Consider the following 23,256-nt stretch of genomic DNA (forward strand, 5'->3'; position numbering starts at 1 on the left):
GGTCAAGATGTCGGTTTTCTCTCCTTTATGTCAAAGGAAATACGGTAATGACTATACTAAATCTGTAAGCTGTCTGTATAACAGTATAGGCTGGTTGTTACCTGTAACATGTTATACCTGTTAAAACGCAAGGATCGTAATATTTATGCTTGCCCCTGAATTGCGTGTTATAACGGGTTTCTACCCGGAGTTAGCATCATCTAATTTATCAATGATTGGTTATTTATCCAAATCCGGAATTATCCTGTACTTATTTAATACTGACCGGTCACTGCTGCAGCAGGAGTGTATTACCATCCCTGGTGACACGGATATTCAGTGCCTTTGACAGCAAAGTATCCAGGGAAGCCATATCCGGCGCATCTATTTCGGCGCTGACGCGGTAAGATGACAGTTCCGGGTTTTTAAGCACTACCTTGCAGCCGTAGTAATCTTCTATTGCGCGGGCTACTTCCTCCAGCGTGTTATTGGTAAAAACGAAACGCCGCTGCTGCCAGGAGGCAAAGCGCAGCGTATCTACCTGTTGCTGCCGCAACGTTTCCGGATGCCTGCCGTATTCCAGCATATCGCCGGGCTGCAGCTGCCTGTTGCCCTCCCGGCCGTCTTTAAACTGTATGGTCACCCTACCATGGTGCAGCACCACGCGGGTGAGCTGCCGGCGGGCATATACGTTGAATGCGGTGCCTGTTACCAGCACATCCAGCTCAGGACTATGTACTATAAAGGGTTGTGGCTTCCCTCCGGCATCGGTATGCTGCACTGTGAAGAAGGCCTCTCCTTCTATCCACAGTTCTCTATTATTGCCGGCGCCGAAATCCGGGGCATACTTTAAGCGGGAGTTGGCGTTGAGAATGACTTCAGAATGATCCGGCAGCAGTACACGCGCTGTTTCTCCGCCAGCGGTATTTTTATAAATGAAAGCATTTTTTCTCCATTGCCAGAACCCCAGCGTAATGACCAGTATGAGGCAGGCGGCTGCCAGCAATTTTTTGTAGGGGAAAGAGATACGACGGATATTATTCTCCGGCGTATGTTTATCTATATTCTCCCAGATGCGCCTGATACGCGTTTCATCGGGTGTATGGGTTTTGAACCGGAGCTGGCTCAGCAAACCCGCGGCCTCTTCTATGGGGCCTCTCTTTTCAGGATGCAGTTCCTGCAGGCGCATCCAGAATGCATCCGCTTCCGGGCGCCTGTATTTTACCCATTCCTGGAAATATTCATCTGCCAGGAAATCATCCGTATTATAGGCCAGGTATCCATCAACCGTTTGGTGTTGCTTCATACACGTTAATTCAGGAAAAACAAGCGAAAGAAAAACCAGGTAATCAGGGTAACAAGCACTTCACGCAGGTAACTCAATGCCCTGAAAACATTTTTATAACAGGCCTTTACCGAAGTTCCCATAATCTCTGCAATCTCTTCATAAGATGCATTTTCATAGAACTTCAGATAAATAGCTTCCTTCTGACGACCGGGCAGCTGCTGCAGGGCGCTTTCCAGCCGCTGATCCCTGATGAGCTGCTGTTCTGCATTGATATGATTTGTTTCTGCAGAAAGTTCCACATCAAAAAAAACATATTCCGATTTGTACTTCTCTTTTCGTTGTGAGACTGTCATTTTTCTGAAAAGCAGGTTACGGAATGCCCTGAATAAATAATTCCTGACAGAAGCGGGCATTGACAGATTTTTCCGGGTTGTCCACAAACGTATAAAGAGATCCTGTATGGTATCATCAATCATATCTTCATCTCTTGTAAACTTCAAACCATAATTATACAGGCTTCCAACGAATGTATTGAAGAAATATGCCAGTGCTTCCTTATCGCCCGTCTGAAAAGCAAGCCAACGCACCTGATCTTCGCTGTTTCCATTGTTCTCCATTAATTATAAGGTGATTCTTCTTCAAGATACAATCAAAATATTTAATAATAAATTAAAAAAGGAGATACATAGTGCTGAAAAAACTCCCGGATTTTCTCCGGGAGTTGATCCTGGGTGGTTTTTGAAAATTACGAATTGCGAATTACGAATTACGAATGTTAAGCGAAGACATAAGCGAATAATTAAATCTTCGCTTATGCATTCGTAATTCGCAATTCGTAATTCGTAATTAACTCAAAAATTGTAGGTAAAAGACAGATTTGCTCCGCTGTACGCCGGCACCATTCTACAAATGCCGCCCACGCACAATAATCCTGCACGCTGTCTGCCATAGCTCAATGACACGCGTGCTGCTTTGTAATTACAGGCTCCTCCAAAACTGAAATAGTGTATTTTTTTTGACTGATAGTTGAACATATCGCTGGCAAAAAAAGACCAGCGGGGCGCATAGCTGTATTCCAGCAATGCGGCGGCCCAGTTTTTTTCATCGTCCACTGTCCACATATGCTGTGCTTCCACGCGTAAGGCGTGTTTTCTGTTAAAATTCAGCAATACATCCGCCATGGCAATATCTGCATGTACCATACCGAATCCCGGCCCCTGGATATACCCCTGGTTGTAATGAAGGTTCATGTAGGAAAAGATAGTTTTCACCAGTGGCGACCATCTTCTTTCCATGCTGACATTTACATCCCGGTATAATTCGGTGGGACCGAACTTCCAGAATGCCGCACTGAATCCTTCCTTTGATTTTAACCTGACGGTATCCAGGTTACGATACAGGGAGGCCGTGAGCGACAGCTTGGTGCCGTAATGCCCGCCCAGTGCGCTTCCTCTTTTAAGGTGATAGTAGATATCTGCCTTCCCGCCTATTTCGCCCATGGTTTGCGTGGCATAGGGATAAATATTGGGCAGGGAATAGGTATATAGCTTTGTTAAGGCAGGCAGATAATTTACCATTGCAATATTATCCTTCTGCGTTCTGTCTGTCCTGAAATCCATGCTTTCCACCCGGCGGAAAGCTATATCCATGCTCAGATTTTTATTGGTGGTGATCGTCTGGTTGATATACAGCACGGAACCTTTCTTCAGGATATTTTTGTTAAGCTCCGTCGGGTCAGCGCTTTTGTTTACATATTCAATGTTCAGATTGTAATGGGCATGTGTTAAACCGAGCCTGGCAGAATAGGCATTTACTTCCGGCGGAAATGTTTCATCCGGGCCGGTATACTTCTGATAACGATTCACGACGCTACCACCGATGGTGAGCCCCCAGGCCTGCCTTACCTTCAGCAGGTCCAGCAGATCCAGTTCCAGGTCAGCGCCGCGCACAATGCCGTCTCCGTTCTCCATCAGCACACGCTGCAGACCATACAGGGCTTTGAAGCGGATACTCTTCAGCGGCGTGAAGCGGACATTCACCCCATCCATGATATTGTCTATTCCCAGCTGCCTTTCTTCATAGGAACGGAAGATAAGTCCGTTGCCAAACTGTTCATAAAAATGTCCGGCCGTAATATCAATTTTATCGTTCCGGTATCCTGCAAAGCGGTGCGTGAGTTTCGTACCCTTCAGTCCTTCCGGATACCCCATCAGTACCGGCAGATAAGATTCCAGCTGAATACCGGCATAAAAATTCTTCAGCGTATAGTTTAAGGTAAAGTAACTGTTCGTGCCTATTTTATCACGGGGCGCCTGTGCCTTGGTTGCTTTATCATCCACATAAAACTGATTGTTTGATTCCAGTCCGCCGCTGAGCTTTCCGGGTATTTCCTGCGCTGATAACATGTTACCGGTCCCCGTTGCGATGAGGACAACCAATATCCATTTCTTCATAATCCTGCTAATTTTTTCACAGCTTCCAGCAAATGATATTCATCTCCCGGATTGTATCCGGCATGTCTTTCTGCCACGGTACCGTCTCCGTTGAGTATAACAGTATAAGGTACATTGGCAATGCCCAGTGACCGGTACAGGTCCTTGTTATAATCATTGTATACTTCGTACTGCCATCCCCGTGAGGAAACGACAGATTTTATACCTGCGCTGGTTCTGGCATCGTCAATGGAAACAGCGATCAGTTTTACACCGGATACTTTCTTCCAGTTATCATAATCATCTGCGATAGATTCCAGTTCGGAAATACATGGCTTGCACCAGGTAGCCCAGAAACTGATGATGATTGGTTTGCCGTTATTGGAAAAGGTATTGACGGATACCATCTTTCCTTCCAGATCCTTTACCTGTACGTTGGGTAGTTTCTGCTGGCTTTTATTCTCCTGTGCAACAGCGATGGTACAGCAGAAGAGCGCTGCCGCCATCATATAAACTGATACTGTTTTTTTTCCCATGTTGTCTGTTTTAGTATTAATACTCCGGCAACCATACTACCAGGCTGATTTACGGCTCATGGCTACCGGAGTATATGCGAGTGTTATATTGGCAATACAGCTATTAATCAAACTTCTGTGTTTGTCCGGCTGCCACTACCTGTGAATTATAGTTCTCCACCAGCTTGCCTTCATCATCCTGACCGTATACCAGAGCAATAATCTGGCAGTTGGCAGCTTTGTACTTACTGATATCGATGCTGTAATCTTTTGAATACACAGCGCCTTTGATTTTATGCGTAGCGGGGATTTCATCGCCCCTGGCATCAGTCAGCACTTTGCGGATAACATGGTTATAGGTATATCCGGTAATGTCGTGCGGCAGTTTGGTCAGCGGGCCGAGGTCCGGATCATTCTTATAATCATCTATCACCCTGGGGTCAGAATAGTAGTTGGTTTGTTTCGGGCCTTTCAGATCGCTTTCCAGGATGTACACCATAATTTTAGCTTTCGCTATGTTCAGCGCCTGTCCCATACCCACTTTAACGGTTATATTAAGCGTGCTGCCATTAACAGTGCTGATGATACCCAGGCCCAGTACAGCTTTCTTCTTAATGAAGGAGTTTACAACCGAGTCTGCCTGACCATAATTAATATTGTTGTTTTTATCGTACCAGTCGAGATCTGTGACTCTTTCCAGTTTGCTGGTAGGATATCCCTGTACGCCCAGTTTATCTTCAATGGTAGATCTTATATCTTTACCGATATCGAAGGTATCGCTGCCATGGAAGGCCGTTACAATGAGGTTAGGATATTTTTTATGGAGTTTTTCGAGCAGTACAGGCATACGCGGACACCAGCCGCACCAGGTGCCTGTAAATTCTTCCACCAGCACTTTTTTGGTATAGGTTTCCGGTGCACCTGTTTCTATACCACCGGGTTTAGTGGTATCTCCCCCACCGCCGGGGCTGGTACTGTCTTTTTTGGAGCACGATGTCATGAGCATGAAGCCTGACAGCAGGGCAATGCCTGCCAGGCGCAGAATGGATTTTGATTGCATAAAGTACTTTTTTGATTTAAATTCCTGGGTTTTAATTGGATTTATTTTGATGCAGCGTTCTGTTCTACCGGGCAAATAATCTCTTCCTGCATGCCTGTGGCTGCAGTATGGTAATATCTTCTGTGTGGTCTTCAATAAGTATATACCGCGGCTGGTTATTTTTACCCTCCGGAATGAAACTTTTTTTTATTTTTTTTCGGGAAAGACACAAAAACGAAGACTGTATTGCATTTCGCCATGACTTATATTTAGTACCTTACCAGGAATCATGTATGGCTGAAAATATTTTATGAATACAGATAATATTGCTGATAAAATCATTGACCTGAAAAATCAGGATGAACAACTCAGAGATGAACTTATCCGGAAAGGAAAACTCTCTGACGGATATGATCCGTCAATGGAAGCACTGCACAACAGGAATGCAGAGATCTTAAATGACATCATCGATGTAATTGGCTACCCGACCATTGACAAGGTAGGTAAAGCAGCCAGCGAAGCTGCCTGGCTGATTATTCAGCACGCTATCGGGCAGCCCGGCTTCCTGAAAAAATGCAGGCATCTGCTGGAAAATGCCGTCAGTGAAAACAAGGCAGACCCTGTCAGCTTAGCTTATCTGACGGACCGTATAGCTGTACTGGAAGGCGCGCCGCAGCTCTTCGGCACTCAATTTGACTGGGATGAAAACGGAGCGTTATCTCCTAACCATTTTGATGATGTAACGCGGGTCAATGAAAGACGGAAACGTATAGGACTTAACACCCTTGAAGAGCAGACAGCACTTATCAGACAACGGGTTGCATCTGAAAACCAAACGCCTCCGGCAGATGCAGACAAAAGAAAACATGACATGAACCAATGGAGGAAAAAAACAGGCTGGATAAAATAATACGGAAGCAGCGCCTGATAACAGGCGCTGCTTCTGTAAACTGCTATATGCTGTTCAGGTGTTTTCTGCAGCTTTCCGCTTCTCCATATTCCGCCGCAGAACGGGGCCGGATAAGAGGCCATATACCGCAAAAGAGCAGGTAACTATGGCCACGAAGCCCCACAGGCCCCAGCGCAGAACAGCCAGATTGGAAACCTGTATCCCTGTAAAGTAAACCGAGAGGGTAATCAGGCTGATCGCCGATGCCACCGTTCCCTTTGTCAGATGGCTTTCCATTAAGGCAAACCGCATCAGCACCCCACAGGACATGCCTTGTCCGAGTGTAAAGCAGGTCATGGCTGCAATGAGATACGTGCGTTGTCCGTACCAGGCTGCCGCCCATAGCAACACTACGCCCACTGCTAAAACAGGTAAAGCCGCTATCACCGACCTGCCCAGCGGCCAGGCCCGTGTTTTCCAGGCCAGAATTACATTTCCTGCAATCAGGCCGAGAAAGACGGGAATCTGAATCAGCGCATAATTCAATGATGACACGCCCTGATCCACCATGATGAGTTTGGGCGCCATGGCACTCCATGCAAAAACCGGCAGCATCAGCGCGGGCACTGCAAACGTATTCTGCAAAAAAGAAGAATAGCGGAAAAGCTCCCGGTAGTCTGCGGCCAGTTTTGAAAAAGACAAGCCGGTGCTACGGCGTATTACAGGCAGTGTTTCAGGCATAAACCGGTAAAGTCCGCAGAGTGAAATACCGGAGAGGATAATGATGACCCCAAAGACCCACCGCCAATGAGCAAACTCCATCAGAAAAGCGCCTGAAACCGGCCCTACCACCGGCGACAGCAATGCCACATTGGTCATCAGCGCAATCACGGTAACGGCTCTCTTTTCCGGGAAGGCTTCCTGTACTGCCACATAGCCTACTGCTGCAATCAGGCACATACCCGACCCTTGCAAAACACGCAGGAGCGCAAAGATCCGGATGTCGGCAACCCAGAGTGCCGCTATGCAGGCCGCCAGGAAAAGGCAGCCGCCTCCTATCATGACCGGCCGCCTGCCAAAACGATCTGTCAGCTGACCATAAAAAACCTGAAATAAAGCAGCTCCCAGCAGGAAGGCACTGGCCGAAGAGGCCAGCCACGCTTCAGGCGCGTGAAACTCTGTGACAATGCGGAGCATGCAGGGCTGCACCATAGAATTACTGATATACACTGAAAACTCGAACAACACCAGCGCCACCAGAAAAAATAATGTTCTCCGGGATAGCGGCCTATAGGCAGGAATAGCTTTCCGTGCAACAGGGTTCATTAAAGTTGTCATAAATACAAATACGGTGTGAAGTGGATAAATAAACCGCAGGCGCCGGCCTGCCGGTCAGGGTAAGGCTATGAAGCCCATGAACGTTTTCCCAGGAGCTTCTCGCCCAGGATCGTCAGCCGCGCAGTTTCCTGCCGGTCCCGCTCCCAATGACGGGGATCTCCGTAAAAGGAATATCCTTTGGGGGCCTCCCGGTTTTCCCAGGCATGAATACGCCACTCCCGCAGCTCCGCATTTTCTTCCTGCGCGGGAGACATGGAAATATACTGAGCGATACGCGCCTTGTTGAGCGAAACATTCTGACGGATGCCATGGCAAAGGCGGCTGTTAAAAATCAGCAGATCTCCTTTCCCTAAACCAACGGCGGTCTGTTCCAGGTCCGATACATCAGGGCGGTACCAGTTCCAGTCTTCCGGCTGACGCGCTTTCCACTGCAGGAAATCTTCTTTCCGGAAGATAGACGGATAGCAGGTAAAGCCGCCAACGGAAAGATCTGTCTGGTCCGACAGGGAAAGTACACCCTGCACATTATCAGAACTGTTCTCCGGATCATAATCCCAGTGTTTGACCATATCAAAGGAAAGCCCCGGATATGGCGGTAAATTTAAGTTCACGCGGTCAATGGTTACCCAGAGATCTTCCTGCCCCCAAACGTCCGCAAAAGCATTATAAACACGGGGATGCTGCCGGTTATCCCAGAGCGCCTGGTGATGATAGAGTTCTACCATCCCGCTGTTAAAACTTTTATATTCTTTTTTCAGCGCAACTTTCTCTCCGGGATACCAGGTGTGCGGATCGGCAGCATCCAGCTCTTCAAAATCCCAGATAGCCTGCGCTGTTTTATCCGCCTGTTCAGGAGAAATGGCCGCTTTCACTACCACATATCCGTACTGTATCCAGCACTGCCAATCTTCTTCTGACAATACTTTCAGCACCGGCTGCTTAACACGGTCATTCAGCCTGGAGGAAAAAACTACATTCGTAGACGGATTACGTTCCGCCGGGGTATTGGTACCCACAGCATTCTCATTTCTTTGAGCCTGCATCATATTTTTACATTTAAGGAAGGTTAGAAAATGGGCTTACAATCCGGACGCTTTCAGGTCCAGGGTTAAAAACAGCAAGCGGTCAAAAAATAACGGGTAAAGGTGATCTGATCCACCCTGGCAGACGAATCCCAGATGCTGGTACAGCCGTGACGCCGGGTTGTTTTCCCAGACGGTAAGCGTAAGCCGCCGGCATTGCCGTTGCCGGGCTGTCTGCAGCATATGTTGCAGCATGGCATGAAAATAGCCCTGCCCCTGGAAGCGCGGGTCAATAATAACGGAATGAATGGCACAATCGCCTTCCTGCTGATGCAGGCGGAGAAAGCGGAGATAATTTTCTTCCACCTCCCGCATTTCATCCCGGTAATGAAAGTCGCCCTTGATGCTGACTTCATTACTTTCCTGTGCTGACAGCACTTCCGGCCGGAAGGCGCCGATCCATTCTCCGTCTGCATTATAGCATAGTTCAAACTGAGGGAGAAAAGGTTCTACATTCTGTTTGCGGTACAGTGTTTCAAAATTGTATCCCGGCTTATTCCGGTAAGAATAATAGTCGATGTAATAGCCGGTGCTGTAGAGCAGCTTACCGAGGCGTATCTGATCGTCTTCTGCTGCACGGTTGCCTTTTATCCAGAAAACCTGCTGTGCCTTCTTTCTGCGCGAGGCATTTCTTCCTTCCACAGGAACGTCTTCCTGCGGATACCAGAAATTACCCTGACGGATCTGTGCGGTATTCCGTGCAATCATATACCGGGCGAACAGGTTGTTGACTTTGTCCAGCTGCGGATCTTTTGAATTGACGGAATAATAGTTAAACAGGTCATCCGTATTGCGCAGCTGGGTGAAGTAAACCACACGGAGTCTTTCTTCATGATGCAGCAGGGAAATATGTTTCTCCAGGTCAAGCGCATTCGGCAATGACCAGCCGGTTTGTTCCAGGCGCTGTATCACGGTATCATAATGCGCCTGTTCACCGGCTGTCAGCGGCACCAGCTGATTGCCAAGGCGGGCTTCAAACAGCACGCGCATACCGAATATCCCGATGGGCAGTTCTTCCCGCTCCATCGGTCCTAAAATGGAATAACGATCAAAGAAGGTACTGTAATCCAGTATCCTCCTGGTTAAAGCGGTACTCCATATTTCGTAAAAGCTGTTGAAGAAATTCCGTTCTACCGTTTCCCGATGGGCAGCATCCTGCAGCATTTCCTTTTCAATACCTGCCACATGCGCTTCGAGATGCTTACGCATATCGCGCATAAACGGGTCGCCCGGCGATGCGAGGATAAAACCGTCTTCATCCCGGAAGGAGTTCAGGCAGCTGAGCGTTGTATCTGCAGGCACCTCCGGGAAACGCAGCATGAGGGCGGTATACCTGTGGGGGATGGTATCTGCATCAATATAAATACCTCCTTCTTTCTCCAGGATAAAAAAACGGGTGTAATCAGACAGGTTCACATAATACCCTCCTGCATACAGGAGTTGTAAACGTTCCCATAAATGCGGCCTTTCTCTTTTGAGGATGACGGATAAGGAACGTACCCATAGTTTCACTGGCCCGAAGCAATAGGCTCCCACAACGGCATCGCGGGGGAAAGCGGTACTGTCTGCAATAAAATGAGGGCTGTTCAGCAGCTGTTCTTCATCCCATACCCAGAGGTATGACTGCATACTTTTCTGATGCTGCTGCCGCAGATGCTGATTCAGCAACTCCCACTGGTAGATGGCTTGTCTGCATGAATCAGACAGATCTCCGCCAAGCCAGATACGGTGCAGGTTCAGGTCTTCAATTCTGGTAGTGCTGATAGCGAAGATGGACGAAATCTCATCCAGATCAAATTCGCGCCGGTACGTTTTTATCTGGGAACGGATCTGCTGAAATCCTTTCTCCCATTGAAAATTCAATTCCTGGGAAAGCAGCGGATCTCCCTGGATACGGGCCTGTTCCCGTTCGTCAGCGTTCCTTTTGAGGTCTGCCAACAATGTCTCACATTCTGATAACGGAGTTTCTACACCGGCCGACGGGAATGTCCGGCCATTGTTCTGTAGCTGGTAGGATACACCTTGCATGGTTAAATTGATTTTTAATGTCAATAGATGATTGCAACGCCAGGCACACAGCTTTGTAAGCTGTCCTGACATTATAGATAAGTGACTGTATGTCGGGTTTCCGTGTTTATACCATATACAATGGCGCAGCACTATAAGTACTGGTAACTATCCGGATTAACAAGTGGTGTATGACTGGGAAATTCACATCATTTCTGACATATACGGGTAATGGATTAACACCCTGAAGTGGCTGTCCTCATCATAAATAAAACATGGTTAATTATTAAACAATAGTGTAATGATGGCAATGTGTCCTTTAATGGGTTTTCCGAAAAAACATAAAAGTGGGTTTTGCTTATATATTGACATGGTCCCCGCACTTTCTGCGCACAAAACTACAGATGCTCACAGCAATGCAGCTGCAGTAATTTAAAATGACGGATATGCCCCGCTGGTAATGAAACCTGAAAAACACGCAATGAAGGCCGTTCCTGGCTCATTCCGATATTTACCCGCTCCCTCTTTCGGCTACAACTTAGTGGCTTTTGGCTACAGCTGTTGTATCGCTTATGCAGAATTTTGTATCAACAAAAAATACAACAATATGAATATCGTACTTACAGGTTCGCTCGGCAACATTGGTCAGCCACTCACTGCCATGCTGGTGAACAACGGCCATAGCGTCACGGTCATCACCAGCAGCAAGGATCGTCAGCAAGCTATTGAAAACCTCGGCGCCAAAGCGGCTGTTGGCAGGTTACAGGATGCGGGCTTCCTGGCAGAAACCTTCAGGGGCGCAGATATCGTTTACCTGATGGAAACAATGGAGGCCGTGGGTGATATGTTTGATAAATCAGTAGATTTTATCGGCGACATTACTAAAATCGGAGAAAATTACAAAGCGGCGGTAATACGCTCCGGTGTAAAACAGGTGATACATCTCAGCAGTATCGGTGCGCACACGAACAAGGGAACAGGCATCATCCGTTTTCACCACAATGTTGAAAGCATTCTCCGGCAACTGCCGGATGATATTGCCATCAAGTTCATCCGTCCGGTCAGCTTCTATATCAACATGTTCTCCTTTATGCATCATATCAGGTCCCAGGGATCCATCATTTCCAATTACGGTGGTGATGTAAAAGAGCCCTGGGTTTCGCCGAAAGATATTGCTGCCGTCATTGCCGAGGAGGTAGACCAACCCTTTGCCGGTAAAACCATCCGCTACGTGGCCAGCGATGAAGTTTCTCCGAATGATATTGCGAAGACGCTGGGAGAAGCGATTGGCCAGCCCGATCTGAAATGGCTGGTGGTTCCGGGTCAGCAGCTGCTGGATAACTGGCTGAGCATCGGATTTAACGAACAGGTGGCAAGAGGTTTTATAGAACTGCAGGAAAGTCAGGGCAGCGGAGCGCTTTATGAAGATTACCATCAGCATAAACCGGTGCTGGGCAAGGTGAAACTGAAAGACTTTGCGAAAGAATTTGCAGCGGTGTATAAGGGTCAATAAAACAGCAGTCTGTACAGCCGGGCCCCTGGCAGGAATATCCTGTCAGGGGCCCGGCTGTATATACATATTTAATAATAGCCATCTCCGCAGGCCGGCCATCACGCCGTTGACTGGTACCGCAAACTTACCTACCTTTAACATACGGCTGAACCGATAAAGATTATGCCATTCAAGTACTTTAATCCGGATATTACCCTAAGCGCCTACATTCAATGTTACTGGGAGCTTACAGGGGCAGATGCTGCCTTTGACACCCTGCATCCCGATGGCTGCATTGACGTGATCGTGAATACCGGAGATCCGTTTACCGTACATCAGAAAAATATAACGCTGGAAGCAGGCGGCATTTATCTGGGTGGAGCGCTGACAGCGGCTATTCATGAAGCCGTGCCGCCGGGAGTACGCTTACTGGGAATCCGTTTTATCCCCGGCTGCTTCGGCTATTTTTATCCGCCCTCCTCCCTGGGAGATATACGCGACAATTGTATTCCGGTGGATGACAGCTATGTTCCCGGTCTGAACCTCCTGAAACAATCGCCGGTAGCAGCACTCGACGCTTTTTACAAAAAGAGATTAAGAACATTTGATAATCCGGCCCTGAAATCCCTCTCCTCCATTATAGCCTGCGGCGGCAACACCACCCTGAAAGAAATAGCAGCGGCATGCAACAGATCCAAACGGCAGACAGAACGTACGTTTAAAAAACTGGTAGGGCTTTCTCCCAAACAATTCTGTCATGTGGCAAAATATATCCGCACACAACAGCTCCTGAAAGGGAAATCCGATGGAGAAACGCTGCTGGGCATCGCGCTGGAGGCAGGTTACTACGACCATGCCCATCTTACCAAATCGTTTAAAAAAATAGCCCTGCGCACACCGGGCGGAAAATAAAATGTCGCTTTTTTACAAACACAGGCAACCATCCGGGCAATAGCTTTGCAGTAAAAAGCGATATGATCAGACTGTACAAGGCTTTGATAGTCCTTATTTTCATGTATGCCTCCGGCCATATGGGCTATACTTTTTTTAATAAAGATGCCGTCACCCCGGAGGAAAAAATGTGGTTCTTTTCAGGAGGCCTTGCCCTGTTGTTAATGGGTTTTATAAATATCCTCCACTTCATCCTCCGTATTCCGCTTACCAGGAATATTTGTTTCATCACCAACCTGGCTATGCTGTTGTTCATGATCATCCTTTGCTTCATTATACCCGAACCACAGGTAATTGTACTGGATTTCATCCTGGCAACGATACTCATAACAGCCTGGAAACATGCCGTAACCGTAAATAAAAGAAGCAGCTATGAAGTTAATTTACCGGGATTACAGTTATAGGGCCGTTGCTGTTTCCGTTCTTATCTGGGGAGTACTCACAGGCGTTACAGCTGCCTGTTTAAGTCCGGACCCAGTACTTTCTTCGCTGTATGCAGCCAGGTTTTCTGCCAGAACCTCCTTTATCATACTATGCATTATCCTGACAGGAACAGGCATTAAAGGTATCAGGAATATCCTTTCGAACGCAGTATGGAAAAGGTTTTTCCGGATACTGGTGTTTACATTCTCTATCAATCATTTTATTCACCTGGCATATATAGGTATACATCATTATTATGCGGACCGTATACTATTACAGCCTGAAAATATACCGGGAACAATTGTTTATGCCCTGATTGCCATATTGCCGCTAACAGTACATAAAACAGCCGGCTTTCTGAAGCAGGCTGTTTTCTCCTATCTCCCCCTGTTGTTAACAGCCATGGTATTCATTCTTACCTATCAGCGCCGGCTCACTTCTCCCACGCGGAATTTGTCGCCCTCCAGGCTGTATACCACCTTCCTGGTGATAGCTGTACTATTAATAATTCTGAATGTATACCGGATGATAAGAGAATATTCCGCAGGCCGTGATTGAAGCCATGCATCCCTTTTTCAGCATTTTTATAACATAGGATATGAATAAGACTATAAAGATCAGTTTCCTCATAGCAGCATCCATCCTGCTTACTTGCGGAGTAATGCATGTACATGGCATCTTTTTTTCGCAGGACCTTTACCCTGAAAACAGGGAGCTGATGACATTAATGCAATCATCCACCATTCAGATGAGCCCGGCCGGTATTGTCTGGGACCTATGGATAGGCTTTCATGCCATGTTTGGCATGAGCCTCGTTTTTACAGGCGCTCTCCTGCTTTATCTTGCTGTAAGGCAGTTTCCTTTTTTATGCCGCCAGCATTACATCATATGCCTTTATATTATCACTATCGGTTTTTTCCTCTGGACGGGAAACAGGTATCTCATTCCACCTTTTGTTATCAGCATGGCAGTACCACTGGTTTTACTGATTACAGGCTATCTGATTATTTTAACTACCCGGCCGGAGAGGTAAACAAATGAGCGCAAAAGGCAAGGTACGGTTGGCCGTACCTTGTCTTTTGCAATGATAACAATTTACAATGCCTGCAGCTGCACCATTAACATGTCTCACAGCCGGACAATGTTTCAAAGCACTGAAAACACATGCTGATACAGCGGCTGCAGGTTTCATATGTCAGCGAACCCTTTCCGCCGCTGATGTTATCCGGCCATTTAATTTCAGCAACTATCAGTTTTTTTAATGTTAACTTTTTCTCCGGAGGGAAATTTTTCTTTTTCATAGATAAAAGTATTACAGGTTAAGATGTGTCCGTTATCTCAGGCCAGGCTGGAGGAATCGCCAGTGTTTTGCTATATAAAAGATACTGAAATTGCCGCATATCAGTAAACACCTCAACGCGGCAGTTGACTAAGTCAGACCTGGTGATTACATTTGTAAAAATGTTTCGTTGCATGCAGGTGAAATGTACGGTGTGCAATTCCCATCAGCAAAACCAAAATCTATTTACCCGACAAAGTATACTTATGCGCCACCTTATTCTCATGCTGTTACTGCTTATCAGCAACACCGCATCATCACAATCCGTTCCACCGGGAATGAACGGTGTACAGGCATGGTTCTCTGCCTGGGATCTGGTTTGCCGTAACAGGTTCGGCCCGTCCGACACCGTTCCGGCCATCTTTCTGTATGACGACTCCTCCTATTATTCCACCATTCCACGTTCGGCAACCGACGCGCGTTTCACTGCGCCCGGCCCCGGAGGAAAGGAAATGCAGTGGTATACCGGCGCCCACAACGGCACGTTGCGCATCCCTGACGGGCAATCAGTTCCGCTGGGCCTCATGTCTTTTGCAGCAGCTGATTCGGCAGGAAATCCCTTCTTCGTAATGGCTACGCCCCGCTTCTGGAAAAACACGGGCGTGGAAAGCAGGGAACTTGGGCTGGATAAACTTGTTACCGCCGTATTCCTCCACGAATTTGCGCACACCCGCCAGCAACAGGGTATGGGCGCAACTGTAACTGCCATCGAGCAAAAACATCCGTTCCACGATCCGCCTCTTTCCGACGATATTGTGCAGCACCTTTTTTCAAAAGACAGTGTGTATACGGCAAAGTGGAAAGAAGAAACCAACCTTTTTTACCAGGCTGCGTTTCATCCGGATCAGCGCACCACAAAAAAACTGACCTGCGATGCATTGCGGATGCTGCGCCAGCGGCAGACCAGCTACTTCACCGCCGGCAAAGAGATCTTACGGGAGCTGGACGATATCTTCCTGACAATGGAGGGGTTGGGGCAGTTTTCGGGTTTATACTGGTTGCAGCTTCCGTCCGGCGGAGGATTTACATACGCCACCGCTGTAGAGGGCATGCGGCGGAAGCGGAACCAATGGTCACAGGAAGAAGGACTTGCCATGTTCCTCATCCTCGACAAAACGGGTCTTAAAAACTGGGAACCCGATGTATTCTCCGCCCATCCGAAAACAATTGTGCAACAGTTACATACTGCCTGCGGCTGCCGGTAAAACTGTACAGCTGAAATATATTCCGGTCTTCTGCAGACTAAATGAAGCAATAAATGAAGAGAACAATCACTTTAATTTTAATTCCTGTAATTACCATTGCCGCCATCTCTGCACTGGTTAAATATATTGCAATGGATCGCCTATCGTTTGCGTGGGCGTTGAATTTCCTGCTGATGCTATGTGTGCTTGCCTTTACGGAAGCCCTGAAGAGCCAGCTTACTTCTTCTTACTATCATGAAAAAGGATGGGAACAGAAAGGGAAGATATACGAATACCTTGGAATAAATATTTTCAGAAAATTGCTGCTCTGGACCGGTTGGGAAAAACTCAATAAAAAAGCCAATCCCGTGGAGAAAGGTACCGGAGCTTTGATGCATCTGCATTACCAGACAAAAAAGAATGAACTGGGGCATGTCATTATCTTCTTCATCGTTCTGGGGTTTAATATTTTCGTAGCATTCAGATATGGCATTGTCAAATCCTTCGGGCTGCTGGTATTAAATGTTCTCTTAAATGTTTATCCGGTTTTACTGCAACGGTATAACCGTCCGCGGATAGCAAGAGTCCTTGCTTTAAGTAAACGGAGATAAGGATATTGGTACAAAAACAGCTTTGCACTATCGTATACTGAAAGGCTTCCGTACAAACTTGTGCCGAATCCTTTCAGTATAATATACTCTATCGGCCAGTAACTGCCGTGGTATGTTTATTCAACCAGGATCAATCGGATTTCAACACATTGCCATTCACCGGCCCCATCACACTTCACGCCCTCAATAACTGTGCCGACTACACGTAGACAAGCAATCCATTCTTTTACTATGCTGATACGGCATTTCATTCCGTAGTTGTCATCAGCAGCTTAATGTCCTTGCCACGTCTCAATTGAGGAAGTAATGATCCTTGGGCAAATATCCATTCAAGCGGCTACACGTCTCACTATCATCAGCATACTTCAACAAAACGGCATATTAATTCATCTGAACAGCGTACCGAAAATTATAGGATACCTCATAGATGATTCCTATCTTTATTGAAAGGAGAGAGATAATGAGCAGCGCGTTAATAATCTTACCAGTTGCCAACTATCACTTAACAGACTCATTGATATTACGCATAATAAATCTATAGTGGCGAATACCTTTCAGAAAGGTATTTATAACTATACAGCATAAAGTATGTTTATGAAAATATTTCAACTTCCGCAACCGAGGTCTCAGCATTCAGAAATGGGGAATGAACCTTTTGTCCGATATAAGAAATATACAGATACTATATGCTAAAATATGATATCACGAAGCGATGGCTATACCTTCCAGTGTTTTGTTAAACAAAACAATTTCATCCAATCGGTAATATGCAGCAAATACACTGGAATATCTCAATAAGTTACAGCAAAAGAATCTTCAGCTGACAACAATCCTGAAAGCGTTGATATTGTCTAAAAAAACAAGTTGTTATTTCAGGGAATAAGGTTGCTATTGCTGCAGCTGAATTAAAAACATAACTGACCGTATAGCTTTCCAACCCAGAGGTTACCGGTTATCACAGCCTTTATCTGCCGGCCGTACAGCCATCGGGATAACGGCCGCTCACCTGCTCTTCAGATTTGCTCACAGTAAAATGGATTGAAAGCATACTATATCAGTTGGCCAACGTTTTCAGTAATTTCCAGAGACATATCCCGGAATAAATTTGGTCAATTATTATCTTTTTATTAAACCCGGCTTCAAGGAGGAAATATCATAACCCAGAAGGCTATAAGAAAAAAAGCACTGACACAGCAGAAGATAACTTCGTTAAATCAATACAAATAAATTCTTTGGAGAAAACGTTTTTTCTTCAACACCTGTATTAACGTAAATTATCATCGTCTGGTCTTTTTCACTTTTTGCTGTAGCCTGGATAATTATCTCATTCAAGTATTGAATATCCTTAACTCACAAATAACTGAGGTGAGCAGGCAACCTATGTTCCTAACCATCCGGCCCGATTATTACTAACCCTTAAAATAAGTCAGTATGAGAGATCCGAAGAAAAAATGCACTTCACCTTACATAAAGCGGTCATTGGTAGCAGATGGTTTTATAATTAACATTCTTGACATCAAAACCGATGAAAAAACAACATTTTGCTGTCAGCATGATAATGCCGGATTTATTATCAGCTTTTTTATCCCGACTTTTTGTAACGCTGTTTCCTTATTACCAAACAAAGCCAATGTCTCCGGCGAGTATTCCGTTCAGCATATAGAACCAGGTACATTCCATCAGCAGATTCCTGCCGGAACCCGGCATCTGTTCCAGCTGGCCATATCCGCAGAGCAATTAATATCTACAGACTATTATTTCAAGGTATCCCCCCTCCTGTTTCTCAACTCAAAGGAGTTACATCCGAACGGGATGCCGGTCAGTTATAAAATAGGAGCTAAACTAAACAATTGCTTACAGGATATTATTGACAGTCAGCTAAGAGGAAAAAATCTGGAATACTATCTGGTCATAAAAACTTATGAATTACTGTTTAATTATTACGAACAACAATTAAACAGGTATAGTCATCAGGGAAATCTGAAGTTAGCAGGTGATGAAAAATTATTCTACGACATTATTTTTTTTATCGAAAATAATTTAAAAATGCCATTGCGGTTAAATACAATTACCGAAAAATTCCTGATCAGTGAATACAGGGCAAAACAGGTTTTCAGTAAGATCAATAAATCATTCAGCGAATATGTAACAGAAGCAAGAATGAGCAAAGCTTTGAAAATGCTTAAAACCAGCCAGAGTAAGGTATCTGTAATAGCCAGGGAAGTTGGGTATAAATGTGCGTCGAAGTTCAGTCATGCTTTCTTCAAGTACTACGGGGAATTACCGCAACGTATCCGCAGACCTCAAAAAGAGACATTAGAGAAAAATCAAATGATGTATTAAATATTGAATCATTTCAAAAACAATCAAATGTCTGATAAAATACCTGTCATTTCATTGTCCGGAACTCCCAGAAACATGGGCTTATCCTTTGGTGAAAGCTATCGCAGGGAGATACAGGAATTCGCTTTACTCAGGTTAAACCGGTTAAAAATGTTTCTTATGGAGTATAGCAATATTGCTGTTGACAATAAATCAATACTAAATACAGTGCAGGAAGTAGTTCCATGGCATCGCGCCTACAATTACGATATCTGGAATGAATTCCGGGGAATAGCCACCGGCGCAGGCATCTCAGATGAGCTGCTCCTTGTATCAATGGCATATACTGATCTGAGGGATTATTTCATCAGGCGCTATCATCCGTTACTGAATACTGGTATTGATCCGGGTGGATGCAGTGCATTTATTGTTCCGCGAAAACTAGCCGCAAATGGTGTGCTGATAGGCCAGACCTGGGACATGTCACCTGAAGCAATCCGATACCTCGTACTGGTAAGAAGAAAGCCTGTAAATGCACCTGAAACGCTTTATCTGACTACAGCCGGATGTCTGGCACTAATTGGCATCAACAGCCACGGCGTTGCAATAGGCAATACCAACCTGATGACTTCAGACCATATATCCGGCGTAAACTATTTATTTACCATATCTGCTGCACTTCAGGCAGATACAGCCTTAACAGCAGCAGGGACCATCATTAATACGCCGCGGTTATCGGGTCATAATTTCTTTGCAGCAGATCAGGACGCCGCTTTTAATATAGAAGCCAGTTCCTTACAGTCAAAAAACACGCCGGTAACCGACGAGATACATATTCATACCAATCACTGTCTGGATCCGGAAATGAAAAAACTGGAGCTACCCAGGCATGTACGCTGGCAGGAAAGTTCAACATACCGCTATCAAAGGATGAAGCAACTTTTTACAAAAACGGCGCTCCCGTTAAATATTCATCAGTGCTGGGAGATATTGGGCGACAGAAAATCCAATAGCAGCCGATTTGCTATTTGCATGGATGATGTTGATCAAAACAACAGTGACGTGGCTACTGTTGCTACCTGTATATTATCTCCTGCCGAACGAAAAATACATGTTTGTGCGGGTGGAGCAGACAATGAAAAAATGCAGGAAATATCTCTGTAAAACCCTTACAGCATATCCTTCCCGGGTTTCAACAACTCGTTCGCTATCCAAATACTTTATTTCATTGACATCTTAAATTTATGAAAACATGTCCGACAAATTAAAATCATTAACGACACCTCAGAAAAACATATGGTACGAATGCCTTAAATACGATCACAATTTTTATGAATACACGTATGTATTTGAAATTCTGGGTAACCTGGATGTATCCAGGCTGGACAATGCCATTTTAACCGTTATCAGAAACCATGACATCTTCAGAACAACTATTATTGAACAGGAATGGGAGCCATACTTAAAAACAGATAATATCCGGAAAAATCAGGCATTAAAGGTTATCGATTTTAATAAAGAAGACCTGGACGAAATACTCATAACGGGGAGGCATGACCTTCTGAAAGTAAGTTATAGCGATCCCTGTAAATTTGTACTGGTTCCATTTTCTGCCGGTAAATACTACTTCTTCTTTTCCTATCATCATATAATGCTGGATGGGAACTCATTGAAGATAATTTTTTCAGAAATCAGTGCTGTATATAACAGGATCATTGACAATCTATCTTTCATAGCGCCATTAAAGGAAACCAGTTTACTCGCTGAATGGGAATCAACACAATCTGCTGACGCCATCAAAGCAAGTCAGGAATACTGGGAAGGTTATATTGGATCCAGCCTATTCCATATTGAGCTGCCGCATGTGAAGTATCCACAACCTCCGGTAAATACAGGGAATGCGATTACCACCAGTCTGTCTCCGTTATTATCACAACAGATCAGAGAACTTGCCAGGAGTAACGGCACCACCGTTTTCAAGGTATTGTTCTCTGCATTCAGTATTTTATTATACAGGGTTACCGGATTGAATGATTTTATCACAGGATATTATGCCGATCTGAGGCCGCCTGTACTAAAACAGGTAACAGGTTACTTTGTAGGGCTTGAGCCATATCGGCATCAGATAAAAGACAGTGATTCCTTTATTTCTCTTATGATGAAAATGGAACAGGTCATGAGTCAGCATAAAAATGCCGCTGTTCTTCCATATTCACTTTACGGAAATACCCGGAAACCTGTGCCACGCAGTAATGTAACTTTTGCAAAAACCGTATCAGGCAGGCATTTCCTTCAATTGCAGGGAACCAGCATCAATTCATCCAGCCATAGAGGCACCTCCCGTGAATTCGATTTCTTCCTGTCATATGATGAAGGCGATCAGGAAATTCAATTGTATGCGGAGCATAGTATCTCCCGGCAGCATGAGGTGGTAGCAGCATTTTTCTCTCAATATATCACCCTGCTTTCTTCCATCGTCGAAAATCCTCATGAAACAATCGGGTTACTGCCAATGTTATCGAAATCAGAAAGAAATCAAATTCTGACATCATGGGCTGCTGCTGAAACTGTGAACAATTATGAAGAAAGTACTATCAGTCGCTTTGAAAAACAGGCACAGGACCACCCGGATCATATTGCAGTTGTTTTCAGTGATACAGTGCTGACTTACAGCGAACTGGATAAAAAGGCAAATCAGGCTGCACATTACCTTCAGCAGCAGGGGATAACAGCGGGAGCACATGTCGCGTTTTACTTCGGACAATCTGCCGACCGAATCATTACTATGCTTGGCATATGGAAACTGGGAGCTATCTATGTTGCATTAGACCCCATTTATCCTGCCTTCCGTTCTCTTTTCATTCTGGAAGACGCCGCGGTCAATTATCTCATTACCCAGGTACATCTGAGTAATATCTTCTCCGATTTCAAAGGGATGATCATATGTATAGACCAGGAGCACACGGCAAAAAATATTTCCGCCCAACCTACATCCCCACCATGGCGTTCTCCGGAAAATAATGTTGCCGCTTATATTAACTATACCTCCGGCAGCACAGGCCTCCCCAAAGGCATAATCATAAGTCACCGGGGGCTGAGTAACATGACAGGAGCATATACAGCTGATGATATGCTTGCCTATACAACCTCCAGCAGAGTCCTGCAGTTTGCTTCCATCTGTTTTGATGCCTCTGTATTTGAAATCTGGGGAGCATTAAGTAAAGGCGCTCACCTTTTTTTATATCCTGATAACCGCGTAACAGGTATTGAACTCCATAATTATATAATTAAGTATGGTATTACAAACCTGATGCTTACACCAACGGTATTAGCTACACTGCCAGCTCCGGCCGAGACTGAAACGTCCCTGAAAACCGTAGTGTTAATTGGTGAAGCATTTCCTCAAAAGCTGATGCTTAACTGGTACCGGCATGTAAGATTATTCAATGGCTATGGCCCTACGGAAACAACCATTTGCGTAAACAAATATATAATCACGGGTAACCATCCGAGTAGTACGCTCGGCAGACCGATTTCCAATGTCTTCCTGTATGTACTCGACGATTTCATGCAACCAGTACCACCGTTGGTCAACGGAGAACTCTACATTGGTGGAATCCAGCTGGGATTAGCGTATTTGAACAGACCAGATCTCACAAGCAAATCCTTTCTTCCAGATCCCTTCGCCGTTACAAAAGATGAGCAACCGGAGAAACCACGTATGTATAAGTCAGGAGATCTCGTCAGGTACCTGCCAGATGGAAATATAGAATACATGGGTCGCAAAGACAGGCAGGTAAAAATCCGTGGATTCCGTATTGAACTGAAGGAGATAGAATATACCGCAACCCTGTTTGATGATATTTTTCAGGCGGTGGCCAACATACGGACTGTTGATAATGAAAAGAGTATTGTGTTATATCTCGTCCATAAAGATAAGCGGCCCCTGGGAATATTATCCAATGCTACAATAAACAGGTTACGGGAATTTCTGAAAACGAGACTGCCCATGTATATGATCCCTAAAGAATTCATATGGATAGATTTCATTCCACTCACCCCCAACGGAAAAACAGACTGGCAGTCATTACCTGTTCCCTCAACCATATTTATCCCTGCCACCTCTCCGTTTAACGAAACATTGAATGAATACGAGATAACGATAACAGACATATGGAAGAAAGTATTGAATAAGGAAGATATCGGATTGAAAGATAGCTTCTTTGATATAGGGGGGCATTCCCTGCTGCTGACAGAAGTTTATAAAAAACTACCGGATTCATTCAGAAACCGCCTGAGATTACCTGATCTCTTCAGGTATCACACGGTCGATTTACTGGCGAAGCATCTCCAGGGTAGTTAATG

General features: G+C 45.3%; 20 protein-coding genes. 11 read left to right on the forward strand and 9 right to left on the reverse strand.

What is annotated here, in order from left to right:
* Positions 1–268: 268 nt before the first annotated feature.
* From GWG06_RS25200 to GWG06_RS25220, 5 genes are all read right to left on the reverse strand, one after another.
* On the reverse strand, positions 269–1,285 hold the full coding sequence (locus tag GWG06_RS25200; protein WP_160716910.1) for a FecR family protein: 1,017 nt from the start codon (positions 1,283–1,285) through the stop codon (positions 269–271).
* 5 nt (positions 1,286–1,290) lie between these two features.
* Positions 1,291–1,884 (reverse strand): RNA polymerase sigma factor, encoded by a 594-nt coding sequence (locus GWG06_RS25205; RefSeq protein WP_160716912.1) that lies wholly within the window; start codon positions 1,882–1,884, stop codon positions 1,291–1,293.
* Between the two features lie 234 nt (positions 1,885–2,118).
* Positions 2,119–3,720 (reverse strand): DUF6029 family protein, encoded by a 1,602-nt coding sequence (locus GWG06_RS25210; protein WP_160716914.1) that lies wholly within the window; start codon positions 3,718–3,720, stop codon positions 2,119–2,121.
* A complete protein-coding gene (locus tag GWG06_RS25215; protein WP_202183114.1) occupies positions 3,717–4,235 on the reverse strand; it encodes a TlpA family protein disulfide reductase in 519 nt (172 codons plus the stop codon). The genes GWG06_RS25210 and GWG06_RS25215 overlap by 4 nt, the downstream gene beginning before the upstream one ends.
* Positions 4,236–4,338: 103 nt before the next feature.
* Positions 4,339–5,274 carry an Omp28-related outer membrane protein gene (locus GWG06_RS25220; RefSeq protein ID WP_160716916.1) on the reverse strand — a complete coding sequence of 312 codons (936 nt, stop codon included), beginning with the start codon at positions 5,272–5,274 and terminating at the stop codon, positions 4,339–4,341.
* A 289-nt stretch (positions 5,275–5,563) separates the two neighbouring features.
* Here GWG06_RS25220 and GWG06_RS25225 point away from each other — a divergent pair, with 289 nt between their 5' ends.
* Positions 5,564–6,163, forward strand: a complete 600-nt coding sequence (locus GWG06_RS25225) for a DUF6624 domain-containing protein (protein WP_160716918.1) — start codon at positions 5,564–5,566, stop codon at positions 6,161–6,163.
* Between the two features lie 54 nt (positions 6,164–6,217).
* Here GWG06_RS25225 and GWG06_RS25230 read toward each other — a convergent pair whose 3' ends face one another.
* The 3 genes from GWG06_RS25230 to GWG06_RS25240 form a co-directional block, all read right to left on the reverse strand.
* The gene (locus tag GWG06_RS25230; protein ID WP_160716920.1) at positions 6,218–7,480 is read right to left on the reverse strand and encodes an MFS transporter; all 1,263 of its coding nucleotides are present in this window, start codon (positions 7,478–7,480) and stop codon (positions 6,218–6,220) included.
* A 65-nt stretch (positions 7,481–7,545) separates the two neighbouring features.
* On the reverse strand, positions 7,546–8,526 hold the full coding sequence (locus GWG06_RS25235) for a phytanoyl-CoA dioxygenase family protein (protein WP_127033596.1): 981 nt from the start codon (positions 8,524–8,526) through the stop codon (positions 7,546–7,548).
* 33 nt (positions 8,527–8,559) lie between these two features.
* Entirely contained in the window at positions 8,560–10,590 is a 2,031-nt protein-coding gene (locus GWG06_RS25240) for a GNAT family N-acetyltransferase (RefSeq protein WP_160716922.1), read from the reverse strand.
* 586 nt (positions 10,591–11,176) lie between these two features.
* Between GWG06_RS25240 and GWG06_RS25245 the strand changes: the two genes are divergently transcribed.
* From GWG06_RS25245 to GWG06_RS25265, 5 genes are all read left to right on the forward strand, one after another.
* Positions 11,177–12,082 (forward strand): NmrA family NAD(P)-binding protein, encoded by a 906-nt coding sequence (locus GWG06_RS25245; RefSeq protein ID WP_160716924.1) that lies wholly within the window; start codon positions 11,177–11,179, stop codon positions 12,080–12,082.
* 162 nt (positions 12,083–12,244) lie between these two features.
* Positions 12,245–12,973 carry a helix-turn-helix domain-containing protein gene (locus tag GWG06_RS25250; protein WP_160716926.1) on the forward strand — a complete coding sequence of 243 codons (729 nt, stop codon included), beginning with the start codon at positions 12,245–12,247 and terminating at the stop codon, positions 12,971–12,973.
* A gap of 62 nt (positions 12,974–13,035) precedes the next feature.
* Positions 13,036–13,416 carry a hypothetical protein gene (locus GWG06_RS25255; protein ID WP_160716928.1) on the forward strand — a complete coding sequence of 127 codons (381 nt, stop codon included), beginning with the start codon at positions 13,036–13,038 and terminating at the stop codon, positions 13,414–13,416.
* Positions 13,385–13,993: a hypothetical protein gene (locus GWG06_RS25260; protein ID WP_160716930.1), complete on the forward strand. Its 609-nt coding sequence runs from the start codon at positions 13,385–13,387 to the stop codon at positions 13,991–13,993. Before GWG06_RS25255 ends, GWG06_RS25260 begins: the two co-directional genes overlap by 32 nt.
* A 40-nt stretch (positions 13,994–14,033) precedes the next feature.
* Entirely contained in the window at positions 14,034–14,468 is a 435-nt protein-coding gene (locus GWG06_RS25265; RefSeq protein ID WP_160716932.1) for an LIC_13387 family protein, read from the forward strand.
* A gap of 85 nt (positions 14,469–14,553) precedes the next feature.
* On the opposite strand, the gene GWG06_RS25270 is transcribed toward GWG06_RS25265, so the two are convergent.
* Entirely contained in the window at positions 14,554–14,736 is a 183-nt protein-coding gene (locus GWG06_RS25270) for a hypothetical protein (protein ID WP_160716934.1), read from the reverse strand.
* A gap of 244 nt (positions 14,737–14,980) precedes the next feature.
* Here GWG06_RS25270 and GWG06_RS25275 point away from each other — a divergent pair, with 244 nt between their 5' ends.
* The 5 genes from GWG06_RS25275 to GWG06_RS25295 all read left to right on the forward strand — a co-directional run bounded on the left by GWG06_RS25275 (position 14,981) and on the right by GWG06_RS25295 (position 23,254).
* Positions 14,981–15,979, forward strand: a complete 999-nt coding sequence (locus tag GWG06_RS25275; RefSeq protein WP_160716936.1) for a hypothetical protein — start codon at positions 14,981–14,983, stop codon at positions 15,977–15,979.
* 131 nt (positions 15,980–16,110) lie between these two features.
* On the forward strand, positions 16,111–16,569 hold the full coding sequence (locus GWG06_RS25280; RefSeq protein WP_235938521.1) for a glycosyl-4,4'-diaponeurosporenoate acyltransferase CrtO family protein: 459 nt from the start codon (positions 16,111–16,113) through the stop codon (positions 16,567–16,569).
* A 1,431-nt stretch (positions 16,570–18,000) separates the two neighbouring features.
* The gene (locus tag GWG06_RS25285) at positions 18,001–18,912 is read left to right on the forward strand and encodes a helix-turn-helix transcriptional regulator (RefSeq protein ID WP_160716940.1); all 912 of its coding nucleotides are present in this window, start codon (positions 18,001–18,003) and stop codon (positions 18,910–18,912) included.
* Between the two features lie 27 nt (positions 18,913–18,939).
* Positions 18,940–20,055: a C45 family autoproteolytic acyltransferase/hydrolase gene (locus GWG06_RS25290; protein ID WP_262888731.1), complete on the forward strand. Its 1,116-nt coding sequence runs from the start codon at positions 18,940–18,942 to the stop codon at positions 20,053–20,055.
* A gap of 88 nt (positions 20,056–20,143) precedes the next feature.
* Positions 20,144–23,254 (forward strand): non-ribosomal peptide synthetase, encoded by a 3,111-nt coding sequence (locus GWG06_RS25295; protein WP_160716943.1) that lies wholly within the window; start codon positions 20,144–20,146, stop codon positions 23,252–23,254.
* Positions 23,255–23,256 lie beyond the last annotated feature (2 nt).

The sequence above is a fragment of the Chitinophaga solisilvae genome (assembly GCF_009928525.1).
GTDB classification, from domain to species: domain Bacteria; phylum Bacteroidota; class Bacteroidia; order Chitinophagales; family Chitinophagaceae; genus Chitinophaga; species Chitinophaga solisilvae.